This is a genomic window from Acinetobacter sp. SwsAc5 (assembly GCF_013391485.1).
GTDB lineage: Bacteria > Pseudomonadota > Gammaproteobacteria > Pseudomonadales > Moraxellaceae > Acinetobacter > Acinetobacter towneri.
The window spans coordinates 1-17,295 of the sequence record NZ_JACAXD010000001.1 but is presented as its reverse complement, the minus strand read 5'-3'; the positions used below and the strand labels follow the sequence as shown (position 1 = coordinate 17,295).

Below are 17,295 nucleotides of genomic sequence, written 5' to 3'. Positions count from 1 at the left end.
AACCATTTCGGACCGTAATGTGGTCCATCTTCCAGAAAGTCCGTGAACCGTACCGGGTTTGTCGGAGAGTCAATATTCTGAGATGAGAAGCTTTGCTTCGCAAGACGTAGCGAAGCGTCCCGATGACAAAATTAAAATATACCCCTGAAATCAGAGAAAGAGCGGTTCAATTATTGATTGAATCTGAAAAAGATTATCCTTCTACTTGGGCTGCAATCACAGCAATTGCGCCTAAGATTAGTTATACTCCTGAAACACTTCGTGCCTGGCATCAGCGGATGTACAACTTGCGACAATAAACTGGGTAGATTGGTTCAATAAAAAGCGTGTACACAGTGCACTGGGTTATGTATCGCCTTTTGAGTTTGAAGCAATGTACTATGATAAGATTAACCCGTTAGGTCAGGTGGCCTAACTTAAATAAAAAAAGTCTCCGACAAACCCGGTACGGTTCATTATAAAATATTACGTAGTTCGCGTGCGGTTTCTTGTAGTAACGGCAGTATGTGTTGAAACAAATACTCTTTGGTTGTGCGCATGGTAGGGGAAACAATATTTAAGGCGGCAACTACTTTTAACTGTTGCCCATAAATCGGAACGGCAAGGGCATGTACGCCCAATTCATGTTCCTCACATGAATAGCACCAACCTTGCTCTCGAATTTCGTGCAATAAGGCAAGAAACGTTTCATTGTTATAATGGGTGTATTTGGTTAGGCGTTGTAGTGGATACTGATTCAGCCATTCACATTGTTCCTGATCATCGAGATAGGCCAGTAAAATTTTGCCTGCCGATGTTGCATGTGCAGGTAAGCGATTTCCTAAATGCAGGCCATAAGGATTGACACGATCTGTTTGTTGATGTGCGGCGCTACGTGCAATAGTAATGGCTTCATAGCCATCGAGAACCATAACTGAAAAAATGAGTGAGGTTTGATTGGTCAGCAGGTTCAGTAGAGGTTGAGAAATTTTGGGAAGTTGTGCTCCACCTAAATAAGCGCCTGAAAATTTGAGAATTTTAGGGGTTAAATAAAAATAATGACCATCAGATTCTAAATAGCCTAAATATTCAAGAGTGAGTAAATGGCGTCGTGCTGCGGCACGGGTCATGCCTGTACGTTCCGCTGCCATAGTGATATTTAAACGATGTCGGTCAGTACCAAAGCTATCGAGAATAGCCATACCTTTACTGATCCCTGCAACAAAGTCTTCATGTCGAATAGTTTTTTTATTGTCTTTGTGTTGAAGACACTTTTCTTTTGTCTCAGCTGCTTCTTCCATCATGTTCCTTTTATCGATTTTTATTACTTCATTATTTTTACTATAACGTGAAATCAGAGTGAAACAATCAGGTTTTGTTCGATCTATAGATTTTTTGTTCGATGATCGAACAAAACCTATGGTCACTATCTATCCCAAAGCGAAGAAATTATAAAAAATGAACAGATAAGGAAATCGAACTAAAAAACTAGGGAATGTGGTTTTAGCTGAATCATCTTCCAGTATAAGTTAGTTTTCTGCGCCTTTTCAAATTTGCATGATGCACAATGGAGTTATCTAATGATAGATAAAAGCGCGGCATCCCTCGCGGAAGTGCTCTCCCAAATCACCGACGGCTCAACCATCATGATTGGTGGTTTTGGTACCGCAGGACAACCTGCTGAACTGATCGATGGCTTAATTCAACTCGGCATTAAAGACCTTACCATCGTCAGTAATAATGCGGGTAATGGTGACTATGGTTTAGCCAAGCTACTCAAAGCCGGTGCCGTGAAAAAAGTCATCTGTTCGTTTCCACGTCAGTCCGACTCTTGGGTCTTCGATGAACTCTATCGTGCAGGCAAAATTGAGTTGGAACTGGTGCCTCAAGGCAATTTGGCCTGTCGTATTCAAGCTGCAGGTATGGGACTCGGTGCAGTGTTCACCCCTACAGGCTACGGTACCTTATTGGCTGAAGGCAAAGAAACCCGTCACATCGACGGTAAAGATTATGTGTTGGAATATCCCATCAAAGCCGACTTCGCTTTGATTAAAGCCCAACAAGGCGACCGTTGGGGTAACTTGGTCTACCGCAAATCGGCACGTAACTTCGGCCCGATTATGGCCATGGCGGCAAACGTGACCATTGCCCAAGTCTCTGAAGTGGTGGACTTGGGTGCTTTAGACCCTGAACACATCATCACCGCAGGTATTTTTGTTCAACACGTGGTGCAGGTTCAACCTGAACCTGTTGCTGTGTAATTGGGAGAACATCATGAGCTATCAAAAACTCAGCCGTAACCAAATTGCAGAACGTGTGGCACAAGACATTCCCGATGGGGCTTATGTGAATCTTGGGATTGGCTTGCCGACCAAGATTTCCAGTTATCTGCCGTCAGACAAAGATGTGTTCTTACATTCTGAAAATGGACTGTTGGCTTTTGGCCCACCGCCAGTCGCAGGTGAAGAAGACCCAGAACTGATCAACGCAGGGAAAGAGTATGTGACCATGCTGCAAGGCGGTGCTTTTTTCCACCATGGCGATTCTTTTGCAATGATGCGTGGTGGTCACTTGGATATTGCAGTATTAGGTGCCTTCCAAGTGGCAGCCAATGGTGACTTGGCCAATTGGCATACCGGTGGGCCCGATGCGATTCCTGCAGTCGGTGGTGCAATGGACTTAGCGGTGGGTGCCAAGAAAGTCTTTATTACCACCGACCATGTGACCAAACAAGGTGAACCGAAGATCGTAGCTGAACTAAGCTATCCCGCGACAGGTTTGAAGTGTATCGATCGTATTTATACCGATCTATGTGTGATTGATGTCACTGCAGAGGGTTTAAAAGTGATTGAGAAAGTCGACGGTTTAAGCTTTGCAGAATTGCAGGCCATGACGGGTGCTCCGTTGGTGGATGCGACACAGGGATAATTAATTCCTCCCGACCTCCCTTTTAAAAGGCAGGAATTTCCCCCTTGAGTAAAGGGGGATTTAGGGGGATTCCAATGGAAAATAAAATATGAAAAATGCTTACATCATTGATGCCATCCGTACCCCATTCGGCCGTTATGCAGGTGGACTCGCTCCAATCCGTGCCGATGATTTGGGTGCAGTGCCAATTCAAGCCTTAATACAACGCAACCCAAGCGTGGATTGGAAACAGGTGGATGACGTGATCTATGGCTGCGCGAATCAAGCGGGTGAAGACAACCGCAATGTGGGCCGTATGTCTGCACTGCTTGCAGGCTTACCAGTTGAAGTTCCTGCCACTACAGTCAATCGCTTATGTGGCTCATCACTAGATGCCATTGCCATGGCAGCGCGTGCGATTAAAGCGGGTGAAGCCAACCTGATCATTGCAGGTGGTGTGGAAAGTATGTCTCGTGCACCCTTTGTCATGGGTAAATCAGAAACGGCTTATGGTCGTAGCCAAAAGATTGAAGATACCACTATGGGCTGGCGTTTTATCAATCCTAAGCTGAAAGCGATGTATGGTGTAGAGACCATGCCGCAGACTGCGGAGAACGTGGCACAACAATTTAATATTGATCGTGCAGATCAAGACCAGTTTGCCTTGACGAGTCAACAGCGCACCGCAACCGCGCAAGCTCAAGGCTTTTTTAAACATGAAATCATCCCTGTGAATATTGCACAGCGTAAGGGTGATCCAATCGTAGTCGACACGGATGAACATCCACGTGCATCTACCACCTTAGCAGCTTTGGCGAAACTCAAGCCAGTCGTGACAGCAGAAGGCACCGTCACTGCGGGGAATGCTTCAGGCATCAATGACGGTGCAGCTGCTGTACTGATCGCTTCGGAACAAGCGGTTGAACAGTACCAACTTAAACCCCGTGCCAAGATTATTGCGTCTACGACTGTGGGTGTAGAACCACGCATCATGGGCTTTGCACCTGCACCTGCCATCAAGAAACTCCTCCAACAAGTCCATCTGACATTAGAACAGATGGATGTGATTGAACTGAATGAAGCCTTTGCAGCACAAGCACTGGCGGTAACGCGTGATCTTGGTTTAGCAGACGACACCACTCAAGTGAATCCAAACGGTGGTGCAATTGCCATTGGTCATCCACTGGGTGCATCAGGTGCACGTTTAGTTACCACGGCTTTGAACCAGTTAGAACAAACCGGTGGAACCTATGCCTTGTGTTCGATGTGTATTGGTGTCGGTCAAGGCATTGCAATGATTATTCAGCGCGTTTAAAGCAGATTTAAGGATAACGATCATGAGCCAGTTATATGCCAGCTTATTTTACCAAAAAGAGGTGACTGAAATTTTCAGTGATCGCGCGTTGGTGTCATACATGATTGAGGCTGAAGTTGCCTTGGCAAAATCGCAGGCTCAGGTCGGTGTCATTCCAGAATCTGCAGCAACAGCAATTTCCCAAGTTGCCCAGACTGCCCTCGATCAGATTGATTTTGATGCTTTGGCTGTAGCAACAGGCTTAGCGGGCAATATTGCGATTCCATTTGTAAAGCAATTAACCGCAATTGTGAAACAAAGTGATGAAGATACTGCGCGCTATGTGCACTGGGGTGCAACTAGTCAGGACATTTTAGATACCGCCTGTATTTTGCAATGCCGTGCAGCAATGACGCAGGTTGAAGCTTTAATTCAAGAATGTTATCGCGCAGCTTTAGCTCAAGTACAGCAGTATCGTTCACACGTGATGATTGGACGCACATGGTTACAGCAAGGTTTACCGATTACGCTGGGGCATAAATTCGCACGTTGGGCTTCGGCTTTTCATCGTGATTTAGCCCGTATTGAAGCTATGAAATCACGTGTGTTCACTGCGCAATTAGGCGGTGCAGTGGGTTCATTGGCATCTTTGCAAAATCAAGGCACAGCAGTTGTGCAAGCATTTGCAGCACAGTTACAACTTTCAGTTTCAAGCTGTACTTGGCATGGTGAGCGCGACCGTATTGTCGAAGTGGCGGGTGTTCTCGCAATAGTGACAGGTGGTCTGGGCAAAATGGCACGTGACTGGTCGTTGATGATGCAAACTGAAATTGCAGAAGTATTTGAGCCGGCAGCGAAAGGGCGTGGTGGCTCATCAACCATGCCACATAAGCGTAATCCTGTTGCTGCGGCATCCGTTTTGGCAGCAGCCAATCGTGTGCCTGTGCTGATGTCAAGTTTGTACCAAAGCATGGTGCAGGAACATGAGCGTAGTCTAGGTGGATGGCATGCGGAATGGTTGGCATTGCCTGAAATTTTCCAACTCTGTGCAGGTGCTTTAGAGCGGACTTTGGGCGTTCTACAAGGGATGCAAGTTAATGCTGAAAATATGCAACGTAATTTAGCTTGCACACAGGGTTTGATCATGGCAGAAGCGGTCATGATGGCATTGGCGCCACACATCGGACGTTTACAGGCTCATCATTTGGTAGAGGACGCGTGTAAAACAGCTGTTGCAAAAGGCGTGCACTTAAGAGATGTGATTGCTGAATTGGATCAAGTTAAAGACTTATTCAGCGTAGCTCAGATTTCAGAAATTTTTAAACCCGAATCTTATCTTGGCAATATTCAAGACCAGATTGATGCGGTGTTGCAAGAGGCAAAAGGAGAGGCAAAGTGAATATCACGATGACCAATCGTCAAGGCAAGACTTTATCCGTTGCGATCAGTGGCCAAGACAATGCGCCTGTGATTGTATTTTCAAATTCACTCGGTACCGATCAAGGCATGTGGCAGCCACAAGTTGCTACCTTTGAACAGCAGTTTAAAGTAGTGACCTATGACACCCGTGGTCATGGGAAAAGCGATGTGATTGAGCAAACCACTGTACAAAATCTTGCAGAAGATGTGATTGATATTCTTGATGGTTTAAACATTGAAAAAGCGCATTTCTGCGGCATTTCGATGGGCGGCATGACCGCTTTATGGCTCGGTATTCACCATGCAGATCGTTTTCATAGCATTACCGTGGCCAACTCAGCAGCCAAAATCTGGAATGAAGAAGGATGGAATACGCGTGCCGATGCCGTGATTGAAAATGGTTTGGCAGATTTGGTCGCGACAACACATACACGTTGGTTCAGCGAACAGTTTGATTATCAACACGATGCTTTGGCGCAGCGCACCATTCAGTCTTTAGCGACTACGCCAGCATTGGGTTATGCAGAATCTTGCCGTGCATTGGCACAAGCCGATTTGAGCAACGAGATTCAGAATATTCACATTCCAACTTTAGTAATTGCAGGGGCTTTGGATCCTGTAACGACAGTTGATGATGGCATTTTCATGCAACAACAGATTCAAAAGAGTGAACTCGCGGTGATTGATGCATCGCATCTTTCCAATATTGAGCAGCCCGAGTTGTTTAATCAAACCCTCAGTCAGTTTATTGAATCGATTCAATAGTTTAAGGATTTTAAAAGGACTTTCAGCCCAAGGAGGCAGGTATGGCGTCTCAGGAATACGCTACTCAAAAAACGAGTATAGACGCACAAGCACTGATTAATGATGCACCGATTAGCAAATATCAGTGGTTGATCGCAATTGTATGTTTTCTCATTGTTTTTGTTGACGGTATTGATACTGCGGCAATGGGTTTTATTGCTCCAGCTTTGGCACAAGACTGGGGGATAGATCGCTCTCAATTGGGTCCAGTCATGAGTGCAGCTTTAGGTGGCATGATCATTGGTGCTTTGGTGTCTGGTCCAACCGCTGACCGCTTTGGGCGAAAGATTGTTTTAAGTGTTTCGATGCTGATTTTTGGTGGTTTTACTCTGGCATCGGCATATGCAACTGACTTAAACACTTTAGTGGTACTGCGCTTTTTAACGGGTATTGGTTTGGGTGCTGCAATGCCGAATGCAACCACGCTATTTTCTGAATATTGCCCGCAGCGCTCACGCTCGTTACTCGTGACCTGCATGTTCTGTGGTTACAACTTAGGTATGGCGACAGGCGGTTTCATTAGCAGTTGGTTGATCCCAACCTTTGGTTGGCACAGCTTATTCTTATTGGGCGGTTGGTCGCCACTGATCTTGATGATCTTGGTGATTTTCTTCTTACCTGAGTCTTATCGTTTCTTGATTGTGAAAGGTCGTGACAGTGAAAAAGTCCGAAAAATTTTGACGCGTATTGCTCCGACGCAAGTACAGGCTGTTACAGAGTTTCATGTACCTGAAGAAAAAACTGAAGGTGCAGAAAAGAAAGGTGTGTTTAGCATGCTGTTCTCTCAGAAATATGTCAAAGGTACGGTTTTATTGTGGCTGACCTATTTCATGGGTCTGGTCATGATTTATCTACTCACCAGTTGGTTACCAACCTTAATGCGTGAAACTGGCGCAACGATGGAACGAGCTGCATTTATTGGTGGTTTATTCCAGTTTGGCGGTGTCCTCAGTGCTTTATTTATTGGCTGGGCAATGGACCGTTTCAACCCGAACCGCATTATTGCAGGCTTCTACTTGGTCGCTGGGATCTTTGCCTTTGCCGTTGGTCAGAGCTTAGCAAATCCAACCTTACTTGCCATTTTAGTGCTTTGCGCTGGTGTTGCAATTAATGGTGCGCAGTCGGCAATGCCAGCACTGAGTGCGCGTTTTTACCCAACCCAATGCCGTGCAACAGGTGTGGCGTGGATGTCTGGGATTGGTCGTTTCGGTGCAGTATTTGGTGCATGGATCGGCGCAGTTTTACTGGGCAATGACTGGTCGTTTACAGCTATTTTAAGTCTGCTGTTAATTCCAGCAACAGCAGCAGCAGTCGCTATTTTTGTTAAATCACTGGTCGCACATACCGATGCGACCTAATTGAGGTTTCTCCCATGAATGATGAACAACGTTATCAACAAGGAATTACCGTACGCACTGAAGTGCTGGGTGAAAAGCATGTCGGTCGTTCACTTGAGAACTTGAATGATTTCAATGCCGACTTCCAAAATTTTATTAGCCGTTTTGCGTGGGGCGAAGTCTGGTCTAGACCGGGCATGCCGCGTCATACCCGTAGCTTAGTCACCATTGCCGTTTTATTGGCACTGGGCCGTGAAGACGAACTACGTATGCATTTACGTGCTTGTTTTAACAATGGTGTGACCAAGGATGATTTAAAAGAGTTGATTTTGCACTGTTCTCTGTATGCAGGTTTACCCGCAGCCAATGCAGCTATGCATATGGCAGAAGAAGTTTTTGCAGATTTGGGTATTGCCCCGCAAAAGCTCAGCGAACAGCAGCTTAGCCAAGAACAAATGAATCAAGAGTAATGGAACAAGATTAAGAGGGACGTCACATGTCGCAACTTATTTTAGGTGCTTATGCACAACGCAATACCGAAGATCATCCGCCAGCATATGCACCCGGCTATAAAACCAGTGTATTACGCTCGCCTAAAAATGCATTGATCTCAATTGCAGAAACTTTAACTGAAGTGACCGCACCGCATTTCAGTGCAGACCAGTTTGGTCCTAAAGACAATGATTTGATCTTGAACTATGCCAAAGAAGGTTTGCCGATTGGCGAGCGCATTATTGTGCATGGTTATGTCCGTGATCAGTTTGGTCGCCCAGTCAAAAATGCTTTGCTCGAAGTGTGGCAAGCCAATGCTTCAGGGCGCTACCGTCATCCAAATGACCAATTTATTGGTGCAATGGACCCGAACTTTGGCGGCTGTGGTCGCATGATGACCGATGCCAATGGTTATTTTGTATTCCGTACCATTAAACCAGGTCCATATCCTTGGCGTAACCGTATTAATGAATGGCGTCCTGCACACATTCATTTCTCTTTGATTGCTGATGGTTGGGCACAACGTCTTATTTCGCAGTTCTACTTTGAAGGCGATACGCTCATTGATTCGTGTCCAATTATTAAAACCATTCCTTCGGAAGAACAACGTCGTGCATTGATTGCTTTAGAAGACAAGAGCAACTTCATTGAAGCAGACAGCCGTTGTTACCGCTTTGACATCACTTTACGTGGTCGTCGTGCGACTTATTTCGAAAATGATTTGACTTAATTCAGGGAGAACAACATGAACAATTGGAACTTTCAAGAATTGCATGAAACTCCATCTCAAACAGGTGGACCATATGTACACATTGGTTTGTTACCAAAACAAGCCAACATTGAAGTCTTTGAAAATAACTTTAACAACCAACTGGTTAAAGAAAATACTTTAGGCGAACGCATTCGCTTGGAAGGTCAGGTGTTTGACGGCTTAGGTTTGCCATTACGTGATGTTTTAATCGAGATTTGGCAAGCTGATGCCAATGGCGTGTATCCAAGTGCGGCTGACATTCAAGGCAAAGCAGTCGACCCTAATTTCCTTGGTTGGGGACGTACAGGCGCAGACTTCGAAACAGGTTTCTGGAGTTTTAATACCATTAAGCCGGGTGCTGTTCCAGGCCGTAAAGGCACAACTCAAGCTCCGCATATTGCACTGATCATTTTTGCACGTGGCATCAATATTGGCTTAAACACGCGTGTTTACTTTGATGATGAAGCGGAAGCAAATGCACAAGATCCTGTGCTCAAAGGCATTGAATGGGCACCACGTCGTCAGACTTTAATTGCTAAGCGCGAAGAGCGTGATGGTGAAGTGGTTTATCGCTTTGACATTCGCATTCAAGGCGAAGATGAAACGGTGTTTTTAGATATCTAAGTTGATTCAGTTCAATGCAGAACACTTTGCACAGGCTCGATAGATAAAAGTTTATACGTGGTGATGGTATGACCCATTTCATTCATCTCACGTATGTTTACCTTTGATGACAGAAGTCAGGCAATAGTTTGAAAATACAAGGAAATGTAATGATGACAATCAAAAAATTAGCAATGCAACTCTACTTAAGCAGTGCTGTTATCGCAGCAATGCCAGCATTTGGAGCTGAAGTGGCTCAATCAAACGCACAGCACTATATGGTGAAAAACGTCAATATTGGCGACTTACCTGTTAAAACCATCGTACCCATTACCGCAAAAACGGCTGAACAAGCGATTGCACAAGCCAAAGTGATTGCCAGCAATCCAGATGTGGACCTGGCTGAGTTCCGTATCGATTTACTCGAATTTTCTGCCGACACTAAAAAAGTCATCGCATTGGGTCAGCAGCTGAATCAAATTTTAAAAGACAAACCGTTGATCGCGACCATTCGTACCCATAACGAAGGCGGAAAAATGACAGTGTCTGACCAAGACTATGAAAAAATTTATCGTGAATACCTGAAAAAGCCATTTATGCAATTGCTGGATATTGAAATGTTCCGTGATGCAGGCAGTGTGGCGAAATTAATCAAATTGGCGCATGACAAGAAGGTGTTGGTGATCATGTCGAATCATGATTTTGCAAAAACACCTGAGCAACAAGACATCGAAAACCGTCTGCTAAAACAAGATCAGATGGGTGCCGACATTTTGAAAATTGCGGTAATGCCAAAGTCAAAACAAGATGTCTTTATCCTCATGAATGCCACCTTGGCCGTCAGCCAAAAAAGTCAAAAACCACTACTGACCATGTCGATGGGGCAGTTGGGCACCATTTCACGTGTGGCGACTGCCAACATGGGCGGTAGCCTAAGTTTTGGCATGATTGGTGAAGCCTCTGCACCGGGTCAAATTGATGTGACTCAACTCAAACAGTTGCTGAAAATTGTACAACCAACCCCTTAACGCACTGCGTTATTCATGTTCAAGGATAGAAAAGGATTTAAAATATGAAACCATCAACTTTACGTTTGACCACATTGGTTTTGAGTTTAGCGGCATCAGGTTTGGCCAGTGCAGAAACTTATATTGTGGATCGTTATCAGGACGATAGTGCAAAAGGTTCACTGCGTTGGGCGATTGAACAATCGAATGCCAATGCGACGCAAGAAAATGAAATTCACATCCAAGCTGTGGGGCAAGCCCCCTATGCAATTAAACTAAATCAGCCTTTGCCGCCAATTAAGTCTTCAGTGAAGATCATCGGGATGCAATGGGACAAAACAGGCGAGTTTATTGCGATTGATGGTTCAAATTATATTAAAGGTGAGGGTGCGAAAGCGTGTCCGGGGGCAAACCCTGAACAGTATGGCACCAACGTCCGTACCATGAGTTTGCCGGGTCTGGTGCTGCAAGATGTCAATGGCGTGACTTTAAAAGGTCTCGATATCCACCGTTTCTGTATCGGTGTCCTGATTAACCGTTCGAGCAACAACTTAATTCAGCATAACCGTATCAGTAATAACTACGGTGGTTCAGGCGTGATGTTGACGGGTGATGATGGTAAGGGCAATCCAACCTCGACCACCACCAATAACAACAAAGTCTTGAACAACTTGTTTGTCGATAATGGCGATGGTCTTGAGCTTACCCGTGGCGCGGCATTTAACCTTGTGGCCAACAACTTATTTACTTCAACCAAAGCCAATCCAGAGCCGTCTCAGGGTATTGAAATCCTGTGGGGTAATGACAATGCAGTAGTTGGGAATAAATTTGAAAATTACTCTGATGGTTTGCAAATCAACTGGGGTAAGCGCAACTACATCGCTTATAACGAACTGACCAACAACTCAATTGGCTTTAACCTCACTGGTGATGGCAACATTTTTGACAGCAATAAAGTTTATGCTAACCGTCTTGGCATTGCCATTCGTTCAGAAAAAGATGCCAATGCTCGCACAACCTTGACCAAAAACTTAATTTGGGACAATGGCAAAGACATTAAACGCTGTGAAGCAGGTGGTTCATGTGTGCCAGATCAACGTTTGGGTGCCATTGTATTTGCAGTGCCTGCACTAGAACATGCTGGCTTTGTCGGTTCTCGTGGTGGTGGTGTGGTGATTGAAGATGCAAAACTTCAAAAAACTTGCACACAGCCAAATGAGCAAGGCTGTAATGCGATGCCAAACCAAAACATCCAAGCACCGCGTTTAAGCTATAACAAAGGACAAATTACAGCGACAGTTCAAGGGCAACCAAATCAACGCTACCAAGTTGAATTCTTTGCCAACCGTCAAGCGAATAGTCAAGAAGCTGAACAATACTTAGGGGCTCAAGTACTCACAACCAATGCACAAGGTCAAGGTCAAGCCTCTTGGAAAGCACTGAGTGGTGCTGCAAGTGCGACAGCGAATGTAACCGACCATTTGGGTGCAACTTCTGAACTCAGCCCAGCCGTTCGCATTAAATAATAAAAACCGGATGGAAAGCTCACTTTAGTTGAGCTTTCCTCACAACAAAGGATGTTTGGTATGCAACAATTATTAAAATTAGGCACATTATCTTTGGCACTTTTAACTTGCCAATTTGCTTCTGCCAATGAATTTTATTCGGCAGACCGTCAATGGTTATTCGGTGATTGGAACGGTGAACGGAAGCAACTGGAAGATCAAGGTTATAAATTTACCGCTGCAATTATGAGTCAGGCAGCAACCAATTTGGCTGGTGGCTATAACGATGACAATACCTTGGAAAATGCGGGACAACTGACCTTAGGCGCTAATTTCGATTTAAGTAAAATAGCAGGTTGGGAAAACACCACCGCAGGTTTAATGATTACCAAACGTGATGGTAATTCTTTAACTCTAGAACGGATTAAAGATCCGCGTGCCAGCACATTAGGCAATACCCAAGAAATTTACGGGCGTGGAAAAATCTGGCGCCTCACCCAAGCATGGATCAAAACGGGATTTGACGACAATAAAGTCCAATTCAAGATTGGTCGTATGGGGATGTCGGATGACTTTAACAGCTCACAATGTGAATTCCAGAACTTGCTGCTTTGTGGTGGTCAGTTAGGTAAATCCATTGGCTCTATCTGGTACAACTGGCCTGTAGGACTCTGGGGTACCAATCTTAAATACCAATTTGCACCTGCATGGTCACTTGGTCTGGGTGTGTATGAAGTCAACCCAGACAATGTCAAAACAGACTCAGACAGTGATGGCTTTAACCTCGATATGGACAATGTTGAGGGCGCCACCATTCCTTTAGAGTTGGCTTGGAAACCAAAACTTGCCACATTTAATAGTTTACCAGGCGAATATAAACTCGGTGCACTGTATTCCACAGCAGAAGCTAAAGATGTGGGCACATCAGGAGAAATCCACGATGGCAAATATAGTTTTTGGTTGAATGCTCAACAACAACTGACTCAACACGGGGCTGATCCGAAGCGCGGTTTATATATCAGTTTCAATGGGGTCATCAATGACCGAGACACGACCGCTGTAGAAAGTACACAACAACTGGCACTTTGGTATAAAGGCCCTTTTGATAGCCGTCCAAATGATTCTATTGGTTTTGGTTTGGCCAACTATGTGATGAATGATCGTGTGACGGATAAGCAAATAGCCACCAACGAAGGCCGTGGTTATTACAGTTATGACGCGCGTGCCAGTGACTATGTCCCAATTCAACATGACGAACTCAATGTTGAGTTGAACTATACCTATCAGTGGTCACCTGCGGTGATGCTCAGACCCAACCTACAATATATCTATCAACCCTCTGGTGTGAAAGAAGTGGATGATGCTTGGGTGGCGGGTCTTAGCGTTAAGGTGAATTTTTAATCGTTGAAGCAAGTTAATTGTGGATGCTCAAAGTTTGTATGTGGTGTGAATGATGCTCAAAACAAAGTATGCGAGATCTTTTAAAACACAGCATTTGGAGTAAAAAGTATGTCCGAAGCGCAATCTCAACCCATATTTAAAATATGGTGCTTTATATTAGGTTTAGCTTTATTGCTGACTGGCTTATTTTATTTAATCGGTGGTGGAAAACTGATTAGTCTAGGTGGTTCATGGTACTTCCTGATTGCAGGTTTATTGACCACTATTTCCGCAATATTTATTTTTAGAAAAAAAGCACTGGGTGTCTGGATTTTTGCACTGGTTTTTCTTGGAACCGTGGTTTGGGCACTGTTTGATGCAGGTTGGGATTTTTGGGCACTCCATTCACGGTTAATGTTTCCTGCGGGTTTATTTGCCGCACTCTGTTTTACCTTGCCTGCTATTCATAAGTACCAATTTCAAATTACGCCTTCAGCACCCGCTTATGCCTTAGGTGGTTTGACGGTGTTAGGTATGCTCGGTGGTTTGTATGGCATGTTTATTCCACATCCAACGGTAAAAGCCAGTGGTGAAGAGCTACCCCTAGTACCTGTAACGGCTCAAACCCAACAAGTGAATTGGTCGCACTATGGTAATGATGCCGGTGGAAGTCGTTTTGCTGCGTTGGATCAGATCAACCGAAATAATGTATCTCAGTTAAAGGAGGCATGGCGCTTTCAAACAGGCGATATGACCACAGGTACGGGTAATGGTGCAGAAGACCAGCTCACGCCTTTACAGGTGGGTGATAAAGTCTTTTTATGTACACCGCATAACAACATCATTGCTTTAGATGTAGATACAGGTAAACAAGTCTGGAAGGCTGAAGTGAACTCTAAAGCGGATGCTTGGGAGCGTTGCCGTGGTGTGGGTTACTTTGACTCGACTCAAGCCTTGGTACAACCGACTTTAGCCGGTGCAAGTGCGGTGACAGCGGTGGCAAACAATACCGCATGTCCACGTCGTGTTTATACCAATACACCTGATGGTCGTTTAATTGCAGTCAATGCCGATACAGGCGAACGCTGTAAAGACTTTGGTGTCGATGGAACGGTGAACTTACTGGAAGGTCTAGGTGCGGGCACGCAAGCGCCTCGTTTTGAAGTGACCTCGGCGCCAACCATTGCAGGCACCAGTATCATCGTTGGAAGTCGTATTGCTGATAACTTTTCAGCGGATATGCCAGGTGGCGTGATTCGTGCTTATGATGTGATTACTGGGCAACTGCGTTGGGCTTTTGATCCTCGTAACCCAAATCCAAATTATGTCCTGAAACCGGGTGAAATCTATAAACGTAGTTCGGCTAACTCTTGGGCGGCAATGTCCTACGACCCCCAAATGAACACGGTGTTCTTACCGATGGGGAGTTCATCGGTCGATGTTTGGGGCGGAAACCGTCAACCTGTAGATCATAAATACAATTCTTCTGTTTTGGCTTTGGATGCAACCACAGGTAAAGAAAAGTGGGTTTATCAAACCGTTCACAATGATCTTTGGGACTTCGATTTACCCATCCAGCCAAGCTTGGTCGATTTTCCAATGCAAAATGGGCAAACCAAACCTGCTGTCGTCATTGGCACCAAGTCTGGTCAGTTCTTTGTACTCGACCGTGTGACAGGCAAGCCTTTAACTAAAGTGGTTGAACAACCTGTCAAAGCTGCAGATATTCCTGATGAGCAATACAGTGCAACTCAGCCACGTTCAGTTGAAATGCCACAAATTGGCAATCAGACTTTGACTGAATCGGACATGTGGGGCGCAACGCCATTTGACCAGTTGATGTGTCGCATTAACTTTAAATCCATGCGTTATGATGGTCTCTTTACAGCACCGGGTTCTGATATATCTTTGAGTTTTCCGGGTTCTTTGGGTGGGATGAACTGGGGCAGTATCGCATTTGACCCAACGCATCGTTATATGTTTGTCAACGACATGCGCTTAGGTCTGTGGATTCAGCTGATTAAACAAACGCCTGAAGATTTAAAACTTGAAGCCAGTGGTGGAGAGAAGGTCAACACAGGTATGGGCGCAGTGCCAATGAAAGGTACACCGTATAAAGTGAATAAAAACCGCTTTATGTCTGTATTGGGCATTCCATGCCAAAAACCACCATTCGGAACTATGACTGCGATTGATATGAAAACCCGTCAAGTGGCTTGGCAGGTGCCTTTAGGTACGGTTGAAGATACTGGTCCAATGGGCATTAAAATGGGCTTAAAAGCGCCGATTGGTATGCCAACCATTGGTGGCCCAATGGCGACTCAAGGTGGTTTAGTGTTCTTTGCTGCAACACAAGACTTCTACTTGCGCGCCTTCAATTCATCTAATGGTGAAGAGTTATGGAAAGCGCGTTTACCCGTAGGTAGCCAAGGGACACCGATGAGCTACATTTCTCCAAAAACAGGCAAGCAATATGTGGTCATTTCCGCGGGTGGGGCACGTCAGTCGCCTGATCATGGTGATTATGTGGTTGCGTATAGCTTAGCCGATTAAAACGTTTATTGTATGGGAAGCCTGTCGAGATCATACGCTTCCCATTTTTATGGTAATAACAAGCAAGGAAATATTGTGCGATTAACTTATTTGATGCCTGCGCCTTTTAAACAAGCCTTATTGACTGCGGTTATTCTACAATCTATGCATGCTTATGCAGAAATGACAGAATATCAACTTCCTGTGATCACTGTCCAAGCGGTACATACCGAGAGCGAGTTGTTATCGACTTCTGCATCCATTCAAAAAGTCCAAGCGGCTACAGTACAAAATAATGTCAATGTGAACCTATCTGAAGTATTACAAGGGGTTGCAGGCTTACAAATTAATAACCGTGAAAACTATGCGCAAGACTTGCAGATTTCGATGCGTGGCTTTGGCGCTCGTTCGACTTTTGGCGTGCGTGGCATTCGGATGTATGTCGATGGTATTCCTGCGACCATGCCTGATGGTCAAGGGCAAAGTTCCAATATTGACCTCAATAGTTTAGATCACATCGAAGTACTGACAGGGCCATTTTCATCTTTATATGGTAATTCATCAGGTGGAACCATTTTGGCTGAGACCAAAGAAGGACAAGGCAAAGACTCAATCCAAGTGGGGCTAAATGCAGGCAGCCACCATAAGCAACAAACCAATATCCAATTACAAGGGGGTTCTGAACAGGCCAATCAACCCGCTTATGTGATTAGTTCCTCTTATTTTGATACCGATGGTTTTCGAGACCATAGCGCAGCACAAAAAGTACTGAATAATGCCAAACTGACATGGAACTTAGAGGATGGCAGTAAAATCAACTGGGTGATGAATCGTGTCGATATTGATGCCGACGACCCACAAGGCCTCAGTCGTGAGCAGTTGAAAACCAATCCCAAACAAGTGAATGACCGTACCAATACTTATAATGTCCGTAAAGAAATTGAACAAACCCAAACAGGACTAACGTGGACTAAGCCGCTGAATGATCAGCAAGAGCTATATAGCATGTTCTATTTGGGCAACCGAAAGGTCGTACAATATCAGTCGATTCCTAAATGTGGGATAAATAAAGTTACAGGGGAATGTATACCAAACTCTTCACAACTTAATCCTCGCCATGCAGGTGGCGTAATTGACTTTGACCGAGATTATTATGGTTGAACCGTACCAGGTTTGTCGGAGACTTTTTTATTTAAGTTAGGCCACCTGACCTAACGGATTAATCTTATCATAGTACATTGCTTCAAACTCAAAAGGCGATACATAACCCAGTGCGCTGTGTACA

The 17,295-nt window shown here is 44.9% G+C and carries 14 protein-coding genes and 3 pseudogenes; 16 read left to right on the top strand and 1 reads right to left on the bottom strand.

The window, feature by feature from the left end; all coding sequences use genetic code 11:
• Positions 1-122: 122 nt before the first annotated feature.
• Positions 123-278 (top strand): annotated as a pseudogene (locus HYG89_RS00085) (IS3 family transposase); the annotation flags it as partial.
• Positions 275-415: pseudogene (locus HYG89_RS15970) on the top strand (integrase core domain-containing protein); the annotation flags it as partial. The pseudogenes HYG89_RS00085 and HYG89_RS15970, both read left to right, overlap by 4 nt.
• Before the next feature lie 40 nt (positions 416-455).
• Here the strand turns inward: HYG89_RS15970 and pcaU are convergent.
• On the bottom strand, positions 456-1,280 hold the full coding sequence (gene pcaU / locus HYG89_RS00075) for an IclR family transcriptional regulator PcaU (RefSeq protein WP_178865719.1): 825 nt from the start codon (positions 1,278-1,280) through the stop codon (positions 456-458).
• 279 nt (positions 1,281-1,559) lie between these two features.
• Here pcaU and HYG89_RS00070 point away from each other — a divergent pair, with 279 nt between their 5' ends.
• From HYG89_RS00070 to HYG89_RS00005, 14 genes and pseudogenes are all read left to right on the top strand, one after another.
• Positions 1,560-2,240 carry a 3-oxoacid CoA-transferase subunit A gene (locus HYG89_RS00070; RefSeq protein ID WP_163142127.1) on the top strand — a complete coding sequence of 227 codons (681 nt, stop codon included), beginning with the start codon at positions 1,560-1,562 and terminating at the stop codon, positions 2,238-2,240.
• Positions 2,241-2,253: 13 nt separating this feature from the next.
• Complete coding sequence (locus HYG89_RS00065) at positions 2,254-2,907, top strand: 3-oxoacid CoA-transferase subunit B (RefSeq protein WP_178865506.1); 654 nt, start codon at positions 2,254-2,256, stop codon at positions 2,905-2,907.
• Between the two features lie 88 nt (positions 2,908-2,995).
• On the top strand, positions 2,996-4,201 hold the full coding sequence (gene pcaF, locus HYG89_RS00060) for a 3-oxoadipyl-CoA thiolase (RefSeq protein ID WP_178865505.1): 1,206 nt from the start codon (positions 2,996-2,998) through the stop codon (positions 4,199-4,201).
• Positions 4,202-4,223: 22 nt separating this feature from the next.
• On the top strand, positions 4,224-5,579 hold the full coding sequence (gene pcaB / locus HYG89_RS00055; RefSeq protein WP_178865504.1) for a 3-carboxy-cis,cis-muconate cycloisomerase: 1,356 nt from the start codon (positions 4,224-4,226) through the stop codon (positions 5,577-5,579).
• Between the two features lie 8 nt (positions 5,580-5,587).
• On the top strand, positions 5,588-6,364 hold the full coding sequence (gene pcaD, locus HYG89_RS00050) for a 3-oxoadipate enol-lactonase (RefSeq protein ID WP_058952535.1): 777 nt from the start codon (positions 5,588-5,590) through the stop codon (positions 6,362-6,364).
• A gap of 41 nt (positions 6,365-6,405) precedes the next feature.
• Positions 6,406-7,761: an MFS transporter gene (locus HYG89_RS00045; RefSeq protein WP_178865503.1), complete on the top strand. Its 1,356-nt coding sequence runs from the start codon at positions 6,406-6,408 to the stop codon at positions 7,759-7,761.
• A gap of 14 nt (positions 7,762-7,775) precedes the next feature.
• A complete protein-coding gene (gene pcaC, locus HYG89_RS00040) occupies positions 7,776-8,210 on the top strand; it encodes a 4-carboxymuconolactone decarboxylase (protein ID WP_058952217.1) in 435 nt (144 codons plus the stop codon).
• A gap of 26 nt (positions 8,211-8,236) precedes the next feature.
• Positions 8,237-8,962 (top strand): protocatechuate 3,4-dioxygenase subunit beta, encoded by a 726-nt coding sequence (pcaH, locus tag HYG89_RS00035; protein ID WP_058952216.1) that lies wholly within the window; start codon positions 8,237-8,239, stop codon positions 8,960-8,962.
• Between the two features lie 15 nt (positions 8,963-8,977).
• Complete coding sequence (gene pcaG / locus HYG89_RS00030) at positions 8,978-9,607, top strand: protocatechuate 3,4-dioxygenase subunit alpha (RefSeq protein ID WP_131273766.1); 630 nt, start codon at positions 8,978-8,980, stop codon at positions 9,605-9,607.
• Between the two features lie 149 nt (positions 9,608-9,756).
• Positions 9,757-10,614: a type I 3-dehydroquinate dehydratase gene (gene aroD / locus HYG89_RS00025; protein WP_178865502.1), complete on the top strand. Its 858-nt coding sequence runs from the start codon at positions 9,757-9,759 to the stop codon at positions 10,612-10,614.
• Positions 10,615-10,658: 44 nt separating this feature from the next.
• On the top strand, positions 10,659-12,119 hold the full coding sequence (locus tag HYG89_RS00020; RefSeq protein ID WP_178865501.1) for a right-handed parallel beta-helix repeat-containing protein: 1,461 nt from the start codon (positions 10,659-10,661) through the stop codon (positions 12,117-12,119).
• 60 nt (positions 12,120-12,179) lie between these two features.
• Positions 12,180-13,499, top strand: coding sequence for a carbohydrate porin (locus tag HYG89_RS00015; RefSeq protein WP_178865500.1), 1,320 nt, complete (start codon positions 12,180-12,182; stop codon positions 13,497-13,499).
• A gap of 108 nt (positions 13,500-13,607) precedes the next feature.
• Entirely contained in the window at positions 13,608-16,031 is a 2,424-nt protein-coding gene (locus HYG89_RS00010) for a glucose/quinate/shikimate family membrane-bound PQQ-dependent dehydrogenase (RefSeq protein ID WP_178865498.1), read from the top strand.
• Between the two features lie 93 nt (positions 16,032-16,124).
• Positions 16,125-17,168: pseudogene (locus tag HYG89_RS00005) on the top strand (TonB-dependent receptor plug domain-containing protein); the annotation flags it as partial.
• Positions 17,169-17,295 lie beyond the last annotated feature (127 nt).